9 protein-coding genes are annotated in these 19,897 nt (G+C 42.0%); 8 read left to right on the top strand and 1 reads right to left on the bottom strand.

The genetic code is table 11. The features are described 5' to 3' along the window. The first annotated feature begins 112 nt into the window (after positions 1-112). The 8 genes from RDN93_RS02270 (at position 113) to RDN93_RS02235 (ending at position 16,854) form a co-directional block, all read left to right on the top strand. Positions 113-955, top strand: a complete 843-nt coding sequence (locus RDN93_RS02270) for a FecR domain-containing protein (protein WP_308744041.1) — start codon at positions 113-115, stop codon at positions 953-955. A gap of 107 nt (positions 956-1,062) precedes the next feature. After that, positions 1,063-4,440, top strand: coding sequence for a SusC/RagA family TonB-linked outer membrane protein (locus RDN93_RS02265; protein ID WP_308744040.1), 3,378 nt, complete (start codon positions 1,063-1,065; stop codon positions 4,438-4,440). A gap of 14 nt (positions 4,441-4,454) precedes the next feature. After that, complete coding sequence (locus RDN93_RS02260; RefSeq protein WP_308744039.1) at positions 4,455-6,302, top strand: RagB/SusD family nutrient uptake outer membrane protein; 1,848 nt, start codon at positions 4,455-4,457, stop codon at positions 6,300-6,302. 33 nt (positions 6,303-6,335) lie between these two features. Then, the gene (locus tag RDN93_RS02255) at positions 6,336-7,670 is read left to right on the top strand and encodes a BT_3987 domain-containing protein (protein ID WP_308744038.1); all 1,335 of its coding nucleotides are present in this window, start codon (positions 6,336-6,338) and stop codon (positions 7,668-7,670) included. Positions 7,671-7,709: 39 nt separating this feature from the next. After that, positions 7,710-10,505 carry a M60 family metallopeptidase gene (locus RDN93_RS02250; protein WP_308744037.1) on the top strand — a complete coding sequence of 932 codons (2,796 nt, stop codon included), beginning with the start codon at positions 7,710-7,712 and terminating at the stop codon, positions 10,503-10,505. 14 nt (positions 10,506-10,519) lie between these two features. After that, positions 10,520-11,674, top strand: a complete 1,155-nt coding sequence (locus tag RDN93_RS02245; protein ID WP_308744036.1) for an FN3 domain-containing metallophosphoesterase family protein — start codon at positions 10,520-10,522, stop codon at positions 11,672-11,674. A gap of 216 nt (positions 11,675-11,890) precedes the next feature. Beyond that, positions 11,891-15,775 (top strand): TIM-barrel domain-containing protein, encoded by a 3,885-nt coding sequence (locus RDN93_RS02240; protein WP_308744035.1) that lies wholly within the window; start codon positions 11,891-11,893, stop codon positions 15,773-15,775. Between the two features lie 260 nt (positions 15,776-16,035). After that, complete coding sequence (locus RDN93_RS02235; RefSeq protein WP_308744034.1) at positions 16,036-16,854, top strand: hypothetical protein; 819 nt, start codon at positions 16,036-16,038, stop codon at positions 16,852-16,854. A 224-nt stretch (positions 16,855-17,078) separates the two neighbouring features. Here the strand turns inward: RDN93_RS02235 and RDN93_RS02230 are convergent, their stop codons facing one another. Then, positions 17,079-19,868 (bottom strand): triple tyrosine motif-containing protein, encoded by a 2,790-nt coding sequence (locus RDN93_RS02230; RefSeq protein WP_308744033.1) that lies wholly within the window; start codon positions 19,866-19,868, stop codon positions 17,079-17,081. Between the last annotated feature and the right edge of the window lie 29 nt (positions 19,869-19,897).

The following is a 19,897-nucleotide window of genomic DNA, read 5'->3' as shown; positions in this document are numbered from 1 at the left end:
TTCATAAATCGAATGTAAAATGGGAAGTTTGAAGTCATTAGAACTTATTAAAAAATTGTTTTCCGGAAATATGAAACCTTCAGAAAGAGTTTTATTGTCGGAGGAAGAGCCGATGAAACAATTCTTGTGGAAACAATTAGAGCAAAAGTCTAGTACTTATCTGACAGATAAAGTTGATCCTTCGGAGATGTGGGCGCGGATAGTCGCTGCATGCTGGGAAGAAAATAAGATAGCAGAGCGTAGAGCTAGAAAAATTCGTCTTTATTATCTTTCTGCTGCTGTCATTGCTCTTTTATTGGTTAGCACCTGGACTGTGAATTATTTGACTGACTCTTATATAAAAGTGATAGCTCCCGCTAATCAGAAAATAGCATTAACACTGCCTGATAGCTCTAAGGTGTGGCTGAATGCAGGAAGTACGATTCGTTATCGAAAAGATTTTCGTGATGAACGTAAGATATTGTTGGAAGGAGAGGCATTTTTCGATGTAGAAAAGCTACCGTCACATCCTTTTAGAGTTCTTTTCAATGATGCTTGTGTAGAAGTAAAGGGCACGGAGTTCAATATCAGGTCGAATATGACTGTGGCAGAAATAACATTGTATTCCGGACGAATTGATTTTCAGCCGGAAGGCAAAGAAAATATTGCAATGAAACCATTGGAACGTATTATCTATACAGTAAAAGGACAGAAGGTGAAACAGGAAACTGTCAATACCGAATATGATTGGCGAAGTGATGAATATCGTTTTGTGGATAAGCCGATGGATGAATTGGTTGATTTTATCAATAACTATTATAAAGTTCATCTGGAAATAGAAGATTCATTGTACAAGACCTATTTGTTTTCCGGAAATATAGCGAAAACGGAGAAGTTGACCGATGTACTGGAAAAGATTTGTTTGATTATGGAAATGAACTTCAAGCAAAAGGGAGACACAATAATATTGTATTAACACGTATAAAAATCAACGAAATAAAATAGTCATAAAGTGCTGCAGAACCGATCGACTATTGACCTTTCTAACTTTAATTATTTTTTCGAATCTAAGTTAAATTTAATATGAAAATCTTATGTCTAAGAGGATGGCATTGGAGAAGTATACTCCTTCTTCTATTGCTATATCCTACGATGGTTTGTGCCAGCCAAGAGAAAATCACAGTAAAGGGTCAGTCGGTAACGCTACGGCAGGTTATCCGTATTATAGAGAAAAATAGTGATTATACATTTTTCTTTAAAGCCAATGACGTAGACGGGCAAGTCGCAAAGAATCTGAATTGCGAAGGAACGGTTCAGGAAGTATTGGATGTGGCTCTTAAAGGAACAAGCCTGAAATATGTAATTAAGAATAATCAGATTCTTCTGGTTCCTAGTAAAACAGAAGAAAAGAAAACCGAATCACAGTCTACTCAACAAAAAAAACAACGAGTTATTACCGGTACTATTATTTCGGGTGAGGATAATCAACCCATTATCGGTGCTAATGTCTGGTTGAAAAATAGTGCGATTGGTACTATCACTGATATGGATGGTAAATACACTATCAAAGTAGAAGGTTTAGGTGGAGTGCTGACATTTTCGTATATCGGAATGAAACCACAGGAAGTTTTGATTAACGATCAAAGAAACATAAATATTACATTGATGCCTGATACGGAAGTATTGGATGAGGTTGTGGTAGTGGGTTACGGAAACCAGAAGAAGGAAAGCGTGGTAGGTGCTATATCTACACTGGATATAACTAAGCTTAAAGTCCCGGGTTCGTCTATCTCGAATGTTTTGGCAGGGCAGCTCGCAGGTGTGGTTGCCATTAGCCGTTCCGGTGAACCGGGAAAAGCTAGTGCAGCAGAGTTCTTTATCCGTGGTGTGTCTTCTTTCAAAGGATCGGCTACTCCGTTGGTTCTGGTGGATGGCATCGAACGGGAACTGGACTTGGTGGATACCGATGATATTGCTTCTTTCTCTATTCTGAAAGATGCTTCTGCTTCTGCCGTATACGGTGTGCGTGGTGCGAATGGAGTAATCATCATCACGACGAAGAAAGGTTCGGAAGGAAGGCCGAAAATTAATGCACGTGCGGAGTTCGGAATTACCTCACCCACAAAAATGGTAGACTTTGTCAATTCGGCTCAGTGGGCAGAAATGTACAATGAAGCGAAAGGAATGGAATATTATAGTGCGGACGATATACGTAAATATCGCGATGGTTCCGACCCGGATTTATTCCCCAATGTGAATTGGATAGATGAGTTGTACCGTAACACAGCAACCAATCAACGTGTCAATTTGAGTATTAACGGTGGAGGTGATATCTGTAAATATTACGTTTCGGGTTCTTTTTATAACGAGGGTTCGATATTCAAGAATGTAGGAGATAGATATGATTATGATACTTCTATCAACTATAATAAGTTTAATTTCCGTGCCAACATGGACTTCTCTCTTACACGAAGCACAGTGTTGAATATTAACCTAGCCAATATCTATGAGAAAGCTTTTGCTCCGGGAGCGAGTAAGAGTGATATTTGGGGATATACCTTTGCGACCTCACCCAATGCGTTTCCTGTAGAATACTCTAATGGTATGCTCTCTTCTCCGTCTGCCAATTCCGGTAATAACCCCTGGAATATGCTGGTACATTCGGGTTATCAAGAGCAATTCTGGAATTCAGCTCAATCATTGATTGGAATAACACAAGATTTGGGAGATTTAGTCACTAAAGGGCTGACTGCTAATCTCAAATTTTCATGGGATGCATTCAATACTTCTACTCAAAAACGTTCTAAGAATCCTACTCGTTATCATGCCCAAGGTCGTGATCCTGAGACGGGAGAGTTGATTATGGGACCTCCTGTTGCAACAGGTAGTGATGAACTATCCTATTCAAAGGAATCGGAAGCTAAGATGACAACTTATCTCGAGGCATCATTGAATTACAACCGTTTGTTCGCACAAAAACATCGTGTAGGTGCTTTGTTCCTATATAATCATAAGATATTGCGCAAATTACAGGACGGTGATAAATTCAAATCTCTCCCTTACAAAAACCAAGGTATTGCAGGACGCGTGACGTATGCCTTTAAAGATACCTATATGGGAGAATTTAATATGGGATACAATGGTTCGGAGAACTTTGCACCGGGGCATCGATTCGGATTCTTTCCGGCAATGGCAGTAGGTTGGGTAGCATCCAATGAAAGTTGGTTTGAACCGGCTACAAAGGTAGTCGACTTCTTGAAATTTAAGTTTTCTCATGGTCTGGTAGGTAACGACCAGATTGGTAATGACAGTCGTCGTTGGATTTACGAACCTACTATTGTAAGTGGTGACCCATGGGGATATGGCGCTACAGGAAATAACGGAGGAACTTCTAGCCTTCGTATTGGAGAAGTAGAAAATCTGAATGTAAGCTGGGAAGAAGCACGTAAGACTAATGTAGGCGTAGAGTTCTCACTGTTTGGGAAGTTGAAGGTACAAGCCGATTATTTTTATGAAAAGCGTACCGGAATATTTATACAACGCGAAGGATTGCCGGATATTGCTGGTGTAAGTTCTAAGCCGTATGTCAATTTAGGATCTACCTTAAATAGAGGTTTTGACGGTTCTATGGAGTATGCCCAGCAAGTGGGACAAGTTTTCCTGACGGCAAGAGCTAATTTCACCTATAATAGAAATAAAGTGCTTGACAATGACCAACCAGCTAAAGAATATGCATATCAAGAATATATTGGTAAACCTTTTGGGAAAGGTGGAAGTTATCAACCTTTCGGATACGTTGCGTTAGGTCTGTTCCAAAGTCAGGAAGAAATAGACGAAAGTCCCGTGCAAACATTCGGAGAGTATCGTGTAGGAGATGTAAAATACCAAGATATAAATGGTGACGGCAAGATTGATACGTATGATAGAATTGCTTTGGGATATACCAATTTGCCGGAGATGATCTATGGATTTGGGGTGACAGCACAATGGAAAGACTGGGATATTAATGTATTCTTTCAGGGAGTAGGACATACTTCTATTTTTGCGAGTGGAGGTACGATGCAACCGTTTACTAGCGGAAATTTAGAACGCTCTGCCATCAATGCTGATTTATATGATAAAGTGTGGAAAACGACTAATACTCCAGAGCAGAATGCAAACGCCCTTTATCCGCGTTTGAGTATACAGAATGGCCCGGGATCTTCCAATAACAACCAGGCTTCTACTGCAACAATGTATAATGGACGATTCTTACGTCTAAAGAATTTTGAAATGGGATATACATTACCTAAATCTATATTAAACAAGACTTTTATTAAGTCGCTTCGTTTTTATGTGTCCGGCAACAATTTGCTGACATTTAGTAAATTCAAACTTTGGGACCCCGAAAAGGGTGGAGGTAGCGGCTCCGGTTATCCCCCTCTGCGTGTCGTTTCTTTTGGTTTAAATGCTAATTTCTAAATCTAATTATAAAGATGAAAAAGTTATATATAGCAGCATGTTTTTGTCTGGCGTTGATGAATACTTCGTGTGATAGCTTCCTTGATAAACAGGAAGATGAAGCTCTTACCTTCGATAAAATATGGAATACTCGTGAAAATACGGAAAAATATTGGCGTAATGCCATGTCATTCCTTCCTAATGATGCAGGAGACTGGTCGTATGCTCCCTGGCATGCAGCTACTGACGAGGCTATTCTTGCCTGGACACGTGATTCGGAGAAGATAAATGCCGGTTCCTGGAATCCTTCCAATGTTCCTTATTATGAAATGAATCATTATTATAAAGGAATACGTGAATGTAATATCTTTCTGCAAAATGTGGACCGTTGTACCGACCCGATTGCCACAGATGAAATGAAGGCAATGTGGAAAGCGCAGACTCATTTTGCCAGAGCCTATTATTACTTTATGATGATGAGAGTGTATGGTCCGGTATTCCTTATCGGAGATGAAATACTTGACGCTACCGCACCTACAGAGGCTTTAGCTCGTCCCCGAAATACGTGGGATGAATGTGTGAACTATGTAATAGGAGAATTGACAGCTCTTATTGAGAATCCGGTTGTGACCGATGGCTGGAAAAGCGACTCGGAAAAAGGATTGGCAACTAAAGGAGCTTGCCAGGCTGTGATCTCTCGTCTAAAACTGTATTGTGCCCGCGATTTGTTTAATGGAAACCAGTTATATGCGTCGGTTAAGAATCCTGATGGAACACCTCTGTTTCCATTGCAATATGATAATAATAAATGGTTAGAAGCTGCCAAAGCTGCTCGTGCATTGATTGATAATCCACTTTATAAACTATATCGGGGAGATAATAATGACCCTTACGAGAACTATTTCGATGTACTTTGGAAATCTTGGAATAGTGAACTTATCTGGACTACCGGATATAAAGGTGGATATAATATAGGAGTTCATACTGCTCCGGGAGCCATTGGTGGCACTGCTTATGGAGGCTGTTCTGTTACGCAGCAACAAGTGGATGCGTATGCTATGAAAAATGGTTTGTATCCTATTACTGGCTATGATGCTGACGGCAATCCACTTGTTAACCCTGATTCCGGTTACGAAGATGGAGGTTTGAGTGCCTGGACCTATCCCACTTGGTTGGGAGCTTCATCTCCTGCAGGAACTAAGATGCCCAATATGTTCAAAGATAGAGAACCTCGCTTCTACGTATCTGTATTCTTCAGTGGTCTTGAATGGAAATTCGGTTCTTCAAAGAAAAAGATTTCCTTAGCTGATGGTGGAAATTCTGCTGTTTCACACGACCGTAGCCGCGGTGGTTATTTGATGGGGCGCTTTTATGATCATCGTTCCAATTCGGCCACTGGTCAATGGGGTAGTTTGACTTATCCTACATTCCGTTTGGGTGAGATATATCTGAATTACATTGAATCTGTGTTGGAGTGTAAAAAACGGGGTGTAATGATGCCGGCTGATTATGAAAGCAAAGCTATGGAATGTTGGGCTGATTTGCGCGATCGTGTAGGCTTGCCTTCTATTACAAGCGTATATCCTAATGCAGATGTGGATAAGTTGATCGAACTCTACCGTCAAGAGCGTCGTATAGAGTTGGCATTTGAAGGACACCGCTATTTCGATACTCGTACTTGGATGATTGCCAAGACGACGGATGCGGGACCCATTTGGGGGATGAATGTAAACGCGAAAACGTCTGGTGATGTTACTCCTGATGAATTCTGGCAGAGAACAGTGGTAAATACAAGAGTATTTAAAGACAATTTCTATTTGTATCCTTTCAGTCAGAGAGAAAAAGAAAGGAATACGATGCTTGTTCAGAATTATGGTTGGTAACCAATGAGTTGTATAATGTATAAAATGATGAATATGAAAAAACAAATCATATGGATATTCCTCCTGCTCGGATTGACTTTTGCGGCTTGTGAGGACAATAAAGAACAATATTTAGATCAATATAGTACGATTACCTATTTCCGAAATAGTGGAGTCGATGAATTAACGCTCTATAAAACCGGAGTTGATACAGATTATAGTATAATTGTCAACAAGGCCGGTTCAAACCTGAATACGGCTACTTCGGTCAATATGCTAGTGATGAACGAAATAGAACTGAACTATTATAATAACCGCAATTTTACTAATTATGAAATATTACCTACTGATTGTTATCAGATAAACGGTGAAACAGCATTAAACTTTGAGCCGGGTGAGACTTCCAAAAAAGTAGGTGTTGTGTTTAAAACAAATACAATTGACGAATTGATGACTGCTCATCCGAATCAGGAATATGTTCTCCCGTTGCAGTTGGTTGAATCTGCCGATTCCATCAACTCTCAGAAGAAGATGCTGTTGATACAGCCCAAAGTTTTAATTCCTACGATATCATTTAGGAAGAAAGGTATGGAAGAGATTGTATATGGTGGTGATGGCACAGATGTGTTTACCTATTCTTACATAGTAGGAATGTCTTTGAAAAACCAGTGGACTTTTGATTGTACGATAGATATAGATGAAGAAGCGCTTGAGGCATATAATGAAAAGAACGGAACCGACTACGAATTACTGAGCAAAGATGTTTATGAAATGCCGACTACGTTGACGTTTGTTCCTGGAGCTAATGATATTCGGTTGGACGTTCAAATTGATTATTCCAAACTCATTTGTGGCACATATGCCTTGCCGTTTAAATTGGTGTCGGTATCCAATTCTAATTTTGTTGTGGATGAGACTCCTTGCTTTTTGGGAATAATATATAAAGCACCTAGAATTGATTTGACGGTAGATATGCTTTATTGTAATCGTCCGCAAGCTGGTTATGAGGGAGAATTGGGCAGAATGTTGGATAGTGACATAAAAACCTATTTCCATTCGTCGTATGCTACAGCCGACCGTATATTTGATCATTATTTGCAGATTAATCTGAAAGAACCGGTTCGAGCATTCCAGTATAGCTTTACGACTCGTGATTCCAGCAATCTTGGTAATCCGACCGGAACAGTGGTAAAAGTGAGTGAAGATGGAGTGAATTTCATTGAAGTGGCACATATTACGCAAGGGTTGCCAACCGAAAAAGCTACGGAATACTTGTCTCCGATTTTGAGATCAGATACTCCGGTAAAATACATTCGTTTGGAAAACGATGGAGCATTAGGTGGCAGACCCTATTTCGTATTCAGCGAATTCTCATTTTATGGCAAGTAAATAGCTATAAAAAACTTCACATTAAAAATAGTGACAATTATGAAATTAAACTTCTTATATATATTATGTTACTTGTTCATTGGCTATGCGTTTATGACTTCCTGCACCGATGAAGAAGAAGGTGGTATTCGTGGCTTTGAAATAGCCGAAAGTGACTTAGTGCAGAATTTTACCCAAGACAAGACATTTGTAATGATACCGGTGACGACTTCGTTGCCATCTTCGGAATGGAGCATCCGTTCCGGTGCGAGTTGGTGTAGAGCTGTGCAGTCTTATGACAACTCTACCAAAGTGATTTTGCTGGAAGTAGATCAGAATGGAGAACCGGAAGTTAGAACCACTACTCTTGAAGTCGAATCTTCCATTCAGAATTATACGATTACAGTGAATCAGTTAGGATGCGGAAAAGCCATCTTGGTGAAAAAGGTAGATACACTTCCGGTAGAAGGAGGAAGTGTAAAAATAGAGGTGACAGCCAATGTGGATTATGAAGTGACCTATACCGACGACTGTGATTGGTTGATTCCAGCAGTAGAGACTCGTGGTATGGTGGACAAAGTGCATGCTTTTACAGTGCCTATGAACGATTCGTATGAAAGCCGTTCGGTGGATGTGATGTTCACTTGTACGACGGATGCTGAAGTTCAGGCTGTCTGTGTGGTAGCACAAAAGGGTAAATTTTCCGGTACGGACGATGTCGCCGGTGATATACAGGTGCAACCCTCGGGAGTAATTGCTAATCAGGAAGCGTCGGATTGCCCTGCAAAAAACTGTATTGACAATAAGTTTGATACTCACTTTCATTCTCCATATGCCGGTGCAACTAAACTTCCTGTTGAATTAGAGTTTACTTTTGATGACACACCAGACATCGATTATTTAATCTATACTCCGCGTGGAGGAAATGGTGATTTCGGTGAATTGGATATATTCGTCATGACACAAGGTCAGTCGGATTATCAGTTACTCGGTTCCTTTGATTTTGGAAAGAAGAACGTTCCTTCTCGGGTTAATTTCTCTACCCCTTTGAAAAAGGTTACAAAAGTCATGGTATCTGTCAAATCCGGGAAAAGTAGTAACGCCAATGCTTATGTAAGTTGTGCCGAAATGCAATTCTTTAAAAGAGATAATAGTTTGGAAGCTCAACTACAGACTGTATTTACAGATGTAACTTGCTCCGAACTCCGCCCGGATGTTACCAAAGAAATGATTGACGCATTGCCAGGGTATTTTGCCAACGTCGGTTTCCTGCTTAAAAATAATACCTATGATGAATGGGAAAAGAAATTCCGTATCCATGATTATGAACCTTATAGCGATGTGGAAGTATGGGCAAGTAATCTGATGACCAAGAAATATAGCAATCTGGATAATCCGACAGGTATCTATGCCAATGCTGGTGAATCTCTTATTGTATTGGTGGGTGATACTCATGGGCAGACTGTCTCTTTACAGGCTATCCCCGATAGAGAAAGCAAAGGAGATGTATATCCGTTGGTTACAGGAGTCAATAAGATAGCTATCAAGCAGACAGGTATGTTGTTTTTGATGTACACGGCAGATTTGTCGAATTCGAAAGCCCGTCCTATTCGCGTTCATATTCCGCCACAATGTGGTCATGTCGATGGTTTCTATGATTTGAAGGAAGATAAGACAGACGAAGAATATGTTAAGTTGCTTTCCAAAGCAAACTATAAATACTTCTGTGTGCGTGGTGAAAAGATTATTTTCTATTTCCATACTACTTCCTACCGACAGATAATGCCCAATTCCGTTTTACCTACCATTAATTTATGGGATAACGTGATTTCTTGGGAGCAGGAGTTGATGGGTATTGACGATGTGCGTCCCAGCCAGGTGAACAATCATATTTTCGCCATCTCGCTGGACGCCGATGACGATGGCTACATGTGGGCAAGCGATTACCGCATAGCCTTTAAATATACCACGTTGGATCGCCTGCTGGATTATAATAAAGTAATGGCAAGCAAAGGTAATGTCTGGGGACCGGCACATGAAGTGGGGCATATACATCAATCGGCTATCAACTGGCCAATCTGTACGGAGGCTTCCAATAACCTGTTTTCCAACTTTGTGATGCATAAACTTGGAGAACCTTGTTCGCGTGGTAAAGAATTGAGCCTCCTGGCCACTCAACATTGTGTAAATAATGATAGCTGGGTAGATGTGGACAATGAATTGAAGATGCGTCTCTATTGGCAGCTGTGGAATTACTTCCATCGCTGTGAGTACATGCCGGACTTCTGGCAGAAAATGTTTAAGGAACTCCGTACCAACCGTCTGACGGCAGCGAATCCGGGACTTGCTCAGATGCAATTTGTGAAAGCCGTTTGCAAGGTTGCCAACATGAACTTGACTGATTTCTTCGAGACATGGGGATTTTTCACGCCTATCAATCGGGAAATAGAACAGTATGGCAATTACCGATATACAGTGACAACTACGATGATTGGTGAAACGAAAGCTGCTATTAAGGACTATCCTGCTCCGGCACATGCTATTCAGTATATCGAAGATCGTAGACAGAGTGATGTCGGTAGTAACAATTATAAGGTAGGAGATATTGGTCATTACTCAGCTTTTAAAGACAATCGGAAAATAACCAAGAAGGTCACTTACTCGAAGGTTGGCAATACCATTATGATTCAGAACGGCGAAGAAGCGGTTGCTTTTGAACTGAAAAGAGGAGATAACGTGTTATACTTCTCCAATTTCTTCAACTTCGATCTTCCGGAATCCATCACATTAGGAGAAACCGAGCATATATTTGCTGTGCAGGCCGATGGTACTAGAATAGAAGCGACAGCTAAATAAAAAGATTACCTGTAATGAAAAGAAACTTATTATTCATTTTCCTGCTCCTGACAATCATGTCGGGAGCAGCACAAAACAAGCTTCAAATATCTCACGGTCCCTATCTTCAGGAAGTCACCGGTGATGGAGCTACTTTTGTCTTTCTTACTTCCGAGAAATCATTCTCGGCCATCGAATTGAAAAAAGAAGGGGCCGATACTTCTAGCCTTTATTATCATACACAGTATGGCTTTAGAGATGCCTACAATACGTTTCATTCTATTCGGATAGAGAAGTTGGAACCGGGATGTACTTATCAGTATAGGATTTGTTCTAAAGAGATGCGTTCTTTCGAACCTTACAAAGTGACGTTTGGAGATAGTATTGCTTCGCAATGGTACACATTTAAAACGATTGACCCCAAAGCGAAAGGAGGAGCTATCTTTATAACATCAGATACGCATAACAACACGAAAATGTTGGAAACTCTGCTGGAACTCTGCGATTATAAAACGTGTGATGCCTTTTTTTATGCAGGAGATGTAATGAACTATATGGCTGATGGAGAGACGCCTTTCCATGCATTTATTGATACGAGTGTGAAGCTTTTTGCCAGCTCTACGCCATTTGAAGTGGTGAGAGGCAATCATGAGACTCGTGGTAAATTGGCACGTACCTATCCTCACTTCTTCCCTAAAAAAGACGGAAAGATATACGGTTCTTATCTGTTGGGCGATATCATGGTGGTGATGATTGACTGTGGTGAAGATAAGCCGGATGATTTCTGGGTATATTCAGGATTAAACGATTTCGACAGTTATCGTACTGAGCAGGCGAAATGGTTGAAAGAATTGGTGAAAACGAAAGAATTCAAAAAGGCTAAATACCGGATTGTTATTTCACACTTCCCGATGACGAAGGGTATATATGACTATAAGGAATTGAGTCACGGCATGGACGATCTTAGTGATAAATGTCTTCCTATCCTGAATAAGGCAAAGATTGACTTGATGGTTTCCGGTCATACGCATGAGTATGCTTTTCATGAGAAGAATGCAGGCGGAAACAATTTCCCCATTTTGGTAGATAGCAATCAAAGTGCTGCCCGACTGGATATTGCAGACGGGAAGATTAAGATAAAAGCGGTAGATAAAAACGGAAAGATATTATTAGAACGTACGTTGCAATAGGTAAATCAATGTATTGAATTCTGGTTATGTACATAAGAAAGAGGGTGTCTGAAAAGGATACCCTTTTCAGACACCCTCTCTGCTTTTCCCTTGAATAGTGAAAAAGAACAAAGAATAATTAAAAAACGGGTATAAAGTTAGGGTAAGAGGGGATTGGCGTGTATTTATCATTGTATAACGACGACAATCTTATGTCTAATTCTAAATAAATAAAACATGAAAAACAGTCATTCTCTTTCTTCGCGGTATCTCAGACTTATCGCATTACTATTATTGTTATTACATCCCATTTCGTTTCTTTCTATACAAGCATCCGAAAATTCAGACAGGAATGATGTTTCTTCAACAGGTATCCGGCAAACTTCAGGAATCCTTCGGGCAGAAAAGGTAAATCCGACCACAGTCGATGTGCTGTTTACAAACAATCAGCGAATGACGATCGACTTCTACGGAGAGAATATCTTCCGTGTTTTTCAGGATAACTCAGGAGGTATCATTCGTGATCCCGAAGCGAAACCTGAAGCACAAATACTCGTCGACCAGCCACGCCGCAAGGTATCCGGTCTTACGCTGGACGAAAAGGACGGCCGTATCATCCTGAGCACCGGAAAAGTACGGGTTGAACTCGACAAACAGACATCCCTGATGAAAGTCTTTAACCTCGAAACAAACGTATGTGTCATCGAACAGACTGCTCCGGTAGTATTCAGTCCGAAAGAAGTGACCGTCACCCTGAAAGAACAGCCGGACGAATATTTCTACGGCGGCGGTGTACAGAACGGACGCTTCTCCCACAAAGGCAAAGTGATTGCCATCGAAAACCAGAATAGCTGGACGGATGGCGGAGTCGCTTCCCCTACCCCTTTCTATTGGTCAACAAAAGGCTATGGAATGATGTGGTACACCTTCAAGAAAGGCCAATATGACTTTGGCGCAACAGAAAAAAACGTAGTGAAATTATCCCATAATTCTTCTTACCTTGATTTATTTTACATGGTCAACGACGGAGCCGTCGCCCTGCTGAATGATTTTTACCAATTGACGGGAAATCCCGTCCTGTTGCCCAAATTCGGTTTCTACGAAGGGCATCTTAACGCCTACAACCGCGACTATTGGAAAGAGGATGAAAAAGGAATCCTCTTCGAAGACGGAAAACGTTATAAAGAAAGCCAGAAAGACAATGGTGGTATCAAAGAATCCCTGAACGGTGAAAAAAACAACTACCAGTTCTCAGCGCGTGCCGTTATCGACCGCTACAAGAACCATGATATGCCTCTCGGCTGGTTGCTTCCCAACGACGGTTACGGTGCCGGCTACGGACAGACGGAAACATTGGACGGCAACATCGCCAATCTGAAAAGCCTGGGCGATTATGCCCGCAAGAATGGAGTGGAAATCGGACTTTGGACACAGTCCGACCTGCATCCCAAAGAAGGCGTAAGCGCTCTGCTGCAACGTGACATCGTGAAGGAAGTGCGTGATGCAGGTGTACGTGTACTGAAAACCGACGTAGCCTGGGTAGGAGCCGGATACTCTTTCGGGCTGAACGGTGTGGCTGATGTAGGACACATCATGCCTTATTATGGAAATGACGCCCGTCCTTTCGTCATCTCGCTCGACGGCTGGGCAGGTACGCAACGTTATGCCGGAATCTGGTCGGGCGACCAGACAGGCGGTGTATGGGAATATATCCGTTTCCATATACCGACCTATATCGGTTCCGGTCTTTCCGGTCAGCCCAATATCTGTTCGGATATGGATGGAATATTCGGCGGCAAGAATGAAACAGTCAATATTCGTGATTTCCAATGGAAGACATTTACCCCCATGCAGTTGAATATGGATGGCTGGGGCGCCAATGAGAAGTACCCCCATGCTTTAGGCGAACCGGCTACATCCATCAACCGAATGTACCTGAAGCTGAAATCCGAATTAATCCCCTATACATATAGTTTTGCCAAGGAAGCGGTGGACGGAATGCCGCTAATCCGTGCCATGTTCCTGGATTATCCGAGTGCATACACCTACGGACCTGCCACGCAATACCAGTTCATGTACGGAACGGATTTTCTCGTGGCTCCCATCTATCAGAACACCAAAGCTGACGAGAAAGGGAATGATATCCGTGACGGTATCTATCTGCCCGAAGGCTCCTGGATTGATTACTTCACCGGTGAGAAGTATGAGGGCAACCGTATCCTCAACAACTTTGATACCCCCATCTGGAAACTGCCCGTATTTGTGAAGAACGGTTCTATTATCCCGATGACTCACCCCCACAACAATGTCAGCGAGATAGACCCGTCCCTGCGCATCTATGAATTCTACCCGAATCGTCATACTGCAACCGTAGAATATGACGACGACGGAGTGACCGAAGCCTATCGTCAGGAGAAATCAGTATCCACCCTGATTGAGTCTAACGTAATCGACAAGAAAAACAATCTAACGATTACCATCCATCCGGCAGCCGGCAACTTCGACGGCTTCGTGAAGGATAAGAAGACAGAACTGCGAATCAACGTCACTGAGAAACCGAAGAAGCTATCTGCCAAGATTAATGGTAAAACCGTGAAACTGATAGAAGTAAATACAGTCGATGACTTCCTGAAAGGTGAAAACGTCTTCTGGTACGAAAAAACTCCGAACTTGAATAAGTTTGCCACGAAAGGCAGCGACTTCGAGAAAGTAACCATCACAAAGAATCCGCAGGTACGTGTTAAACTGGCTGCTACCGACATCACCGCCCATCAGACCGTAGTAAACGTAGAAGGCTTCCGTTTTGAACCTGCCGACCGCTACCGTGTAAGCACCGGAGCTCTGACAGCACCGCAGAACGCACAAGTAACCGAAGAAAACCGGGAAGCATACACCTTGAAACCGACTTGGGACAAGGTAGCCAATGCCGACTTCTACGAAATCGAGTTTAACGGAATGCTCTACACGACTATCCGCAACACTTATCTTCTGTTTGAAGGACTGGAAGCCGAAACTCCTTATTCTTTCAAAGTACGTGCAGTCAACAAAGACGGCGTTTCCGATTGGGCTGAAATTCAGGTAACAACGAAAGCAAACCCATTGGAATTTGCCATCCATGATATTGAAGGTGAATCTACCGCTCCTTCACAGGGAGGATTCGGTGTCAACCGCTTGTTTGACTTTGCTGAATCAGGTGACAACTGGCATACAAAATACCGTGCTAACGCTATTCCATTGGATTTGACCATCGACCTCAAGACCGTTAACCAACTGGATAAATTCCATTACCTGCCACGCACCGATGCCGGAAACGGTACGATACTGAAAGGTTCCGTATCTTACAGTATGGATAAGGAACACTGGACGGAAGCCGGAGCATTCGACTGGAAACGCGATGGTGAAGTGAAAGTCTTTGAATTTGCCAACCATCCTACGGCACGCTATATCAAGCTCAATATAACGGCAGGTGTAGGAAACTATGCTTCCGGTCGCGAGCTCTATGTATTCAAGGTTCCGGGAACAGCCAGCTACCTGCAGGGAGATATCAACAACGACGGTAAAATCGACCGCAACGACCTGACTTCTTATATGAACTATACCGGTTTGCGCCGTGGAGATTCGGACTATGAAGGATATATCAGCAAAGGGGATATAAATATGAATGACCTGATAGACGCTTACGATATATCCGTAGTGGCCACCCAGCTTGAAGGCGGTGTCGGCAGAAAAGATACGCTTAAAGTATCGGGCTCTTTGTCAATCAGCACCCCGAAACGCCTGTATCAGAAGGATGAAATCGTAGAAATCCATGTGAAGGGTAATGACCTGAAAGCAGTGAATGCGCTCAGCTTCGCCTTACCTTACGACCAGAATGACTATGAGTTCGTAGGCGTAGAACCTCTGAATATGAAAGCCATGGAAAATCTTACTTACGACCGCTTGCATACCAGTGGCGTGAAATCCCTCTATCCTACGTTTGTCAACCTGGGAAAACAGGAGTCATTGAACGGTTCGGAAGAACTGTTTATCCTGAAGTTGAAAGCGAAACGTAAAGTGAAGTTTGAATTGGTTTTGAAAGATGGAATATTGGTTGATAAGGAACTGAGAATGCATCAATTCTAGTAATAGATGCACTGTTTCTGAATAACTCATAATACTTTTTTTGTAAAATGGTTAGGGAAGCAAATAGTAGAATGCGGAGATAGACACTCCGACTCTACTATTTGCTTTGTTTTTATCCGGAAAAATAAAATCAACTCTTATCCCGGTTTTGAATTAATTTCGTACTTTTACGGACGTATTAAACATATTAAAGAAGTATATAACCCCAAAATAGAAGTCTGGAGATAAACACTACCTTTGTCTCTTGTAAAAAAACAAGTATGTATCTGACAAGTATGAGCCGGGAGGAATTGTATGCCGAAGCACATAAAGACCTCATTGCAATATCGACCAAAGCGAACATGTTCATAGATAAGGTCCGTAAGAAAGCAGCGATGACGAGTCCATTTCCTGTGGCGCCCCAGCGTATGACTATCACCACCACCCGAAAAAATGTATGGACGCTGGAGGGGAGATACAATTCATATATGCATGCTTTGGCATTTCAAGCTTACGCTCCTGTCATTGGTGCTTCAAGCAATGGCTATATCCAAATAACAGGTTTCAAGTCCTCAAATATAATAATGCATTATACGGCACACTTCATGCAACGATACAAAGAGCGCTACATTGACCATTATCAAATAGACCTCAAAGGGGAAAGTTTGTTCAATTACTTTGTGTATAATAATACGGATGTCTTGTATACTCGCAAGAACAATGGCGGTTATTTCATTGTTTCCGACCATGGCATCGCTGTAGCCGAGTTCAGTGACGAACGACATCTCATGACCCATGTCACTTTTCTGGGAGATGATGAACTGACTCAGAGGAAACAGCTCATCTATGATGAAGAAATCGGAATCTACAAAGGGGTACTTGAACTGAAACGGTTAAAATTAAGAAAACAACAGGATGACATCATCACAATCTGGAATATCGCAAAGAAGCACCATGCAGGTTTTGAAATGGTGAAGCGTTGGTATGAGTGGAATGGAGTGGAAATATCCGAAGATTATCTTCACCAATGCATTGAGTGCATTGAGAAGTATCATGTGCAATCGCTTGACAAACTAGGCAAACTTATGTCACAGATTTAATAGAGTAGGAAAACTGATTTTCCTACTGTTTTCGACCTATACTCTACTCGATAATTTAATTATAATCCGTATTAAAATAGTTGTTTTTCTATTTCTTTGGTTGAAAGAGTCGATATGAATCTCTCTCAATTGCCACCGTATGTTGTAATCTTACGTTTCATATAACAAAGATAAGTTATGCACTTTCCACATAAAAGAAGTTAGGTTATATACTATAACTTTATTCAGACGCTCAATATATAAGAGGTTAGACTACTGTTGGTATCCAGATTCAACTTCTGTTTTAGCCTGTATTTCTTCAGCTCGACCGAGCGGAGCGCAATTCCCATAATGACGGAAATCTCTTTGGTAGATAGATTGGCCCTTAGCAGGCAGCAGAACTTCAATTCGGAAGCAGAGAGAGAAGGGTGCGTCTTTTGCATACGTAGCATAAATTCATAGTGAACTTCCACGAAGTAGTTTTCAAACGACAGGAACTTGTCTTTTTCCGTAGCACCTTCCTGAATGATTTTCATGAGTCGCTGATAGAGTTTGTTAGGGTAACGGTCTCCCAATTCTTTCTTTTGTGTTTCCACTTCTTCCGCAATTGTATCCAGCAACTCCTGTTTCTGGGTAAGGAAACGCATATGGTTCTTGAGTTCGCTCTCTTGGTTCCTTACTTTCTCCTGTAATTGTTCATAGGCCTGTTTTTGCAGTTCTTCCGTATGCTTTCTTTGTTCTTTCCGGTATTTCCGGAGAATAATCCTGCGTTTCCGTTCGTTGATAAATGTTACTATTCCGACGGTAACTGCTATTAGTATCAGAATATAGAGCATAATCATCCACGTCCGCTTGTAAAGAGGGGGAGATACCAGTATGGGAATCATTAAAGTATTTTGGTTACTGTCTTTGATTTCGAGCCGATAGTTGCCGGAAGGCAGATTGGTGAAATGAATAGTACCCGAAGTCTGCCACGTACTCCAGTCGTTGGCGACGCCGGGAAGACGATAAGCTATGGAAGTGGCATGAGTACCCAAACCGGTAGTGACCTGGATAGTAATGTTGGTTGCCGTATTGGGTAGCTCGATTTCCTGCTGATGAAAGTCTGCGTAGAAAGTGGTATTGTCGTTGTCGGTGAAGCAGAATGTCTCTATCCGCAAGGGATACGGGTCTGCCGCACAACGGCCTACCATTTTGCTGTTAATGACGACAGTACCTTCACAGGTAGAGACGAACGTAATCGAATCGTTTATTGATTTCAGATTATAATGCTTGTCGTAAAGCATCAGTTCGTTATCGACAAAAGGCCAGTACATCATCAATTGGGCGGATAAGTCCGATATATGATACAGGAACAATTCTTCGTCTGTGGCGACCCAAATATCATTCTTATAGGCGGATTTTATGGATTGCAGCTTGTTCAGATACAGTATTTCCTTGCTTATTTGTTCTTGCCTTCTGAAACTCCTGTCGGTGATGTCGAACATATAAATCCCTTTGGGCGTTGCAAACAGGATTTTATCTTCCACTTTGAACAGGCTGATTCTGTTGTAGTTGGCATACCCGTCAATTTCGGAGAAGTTCTCGAAATCCGTTATCTGATTCAGCTCCTTATCGATGCGCAGGCGGAAGATTCCTTTTTCCGGATGGATAGCCCATACGGTATGAAGATTTTCGGGCATGATGTTGGCATAATCCTCGGTGTCTAAAAGTAAAGACCGATATTTCCAGGTGTTTTCCTTATATTCGAGCAATGCGATTCCGGAATAAGAACGCAGGAAAATGTATTCATCTCCGCGGTCTGCTATGTATTCGAATTGTCTGACGCCGTTTATATCGCAGAACGGTTCGAAATTACCCTGTCCGGCTCTCATTTTAAATAGCTGGGTAGTAGTGCCGCATAATAATTCATTTTTCAGATTGCAGAACTGGAGAGGATACATGGAAGTCTGCATCTTCTTGCCGTCCTCTTCGTATATATAAGTGCCTTGGTTGGAAGCGATATAAGTCTTTCCGTTGAAAGAGGCCGCGTCGAAGAAAGTACCGATGTCGGTATTTGTTTTCCATAGATAGGTTGCCGGTTCGAGGATAACCGATGAAATTCCGTTGTCAAGCGAGAGCCAGAGAAAGTTCTCGGTGGCGAAACACAAACCATGGATATTGAGGTCTTGCAGTTGCGAAGAATGATACTGCGTCTGTTGCCCGTTTTTCAGGTTAATCAGGAACAAGCCGTCGCCTATGGTTCCGACGGCAAGCAGTTCGTCTTTCCAAATACTTCCGCAATCTATCCGGACAGGGATATGATTGGAATTTTCCAACTGGAGTAGCGGAGTTACAGTATTACCTTTCAGTGTATATATCTTCCCGCTGGTCTGCCCGATAATATATTCATCATCGGCAATCCGAAACATGAATTTAGTTTCTCCATTCAGGAAGATTGCATCCTCGCAGAAGCTTTCCAGCTTATTGCCGCGAATTTGCATGAGAGCACCGCCGCACTTCTGCGTAAACAGTTTGTCACCTGCCGGATAGAGAGAAACACAACAGTCGTTTTTCACCAGATAACCCATATCTTTGCCGTCATACCAGATAATATTGCCGAAAGAATGGAAATACACCTTGCCTTCCGTTTCGGCTATACTCCAAAAAGTCTCTCCTTTGATTCCAAGCTTATTTACCAGGGACAGAAGAGATGTATAGTTGATTTTTCCGTTTGCATCATATTGCCAGTAGCCGATGTTGTTGTCGCCTGCTGTGTAAATCCGGTTCCCGATACAGCAGACCGCACGTACGGTGCTTCGTTCGCCCGGTTCGAGAAGTGCCCAGTCATTGCCGTTATATCTGAGTAGTCCGTTGTTATTGCTGCTGTAAAGAACTTGTTCGGGAGAAACCGTAATACCCCAGTTCTGAATCCCGCCTTTGTAGTTTTTATAATTATAGTTGGTGATTTGCACAGGCGTCTGTGCTGTGCCCGGCGGGAGACAGATAAAAGATAGTAGAGTGCATAGCCAGAAAAGAATCCAATTGTATCTCATCAGTATTATATTAGCAAGGAGTGTACCAC

Origin of the sequence: uncultured Bacteroides sp., assembly GCF_902491285.1 — a bacterium.
In the GTDB taxonomy this organism is placed as follows: domain Bacteria; phylum Bacteroidota; class Bacteroidia; order Bacteroidales; family Bacteroidaceae; genus Bacteroides.
The sequence above is the reverse complement of the archived record's forward strand: the minus strand, read 5'-3'. Positions and strand labels throughout refer to the sequence as shown.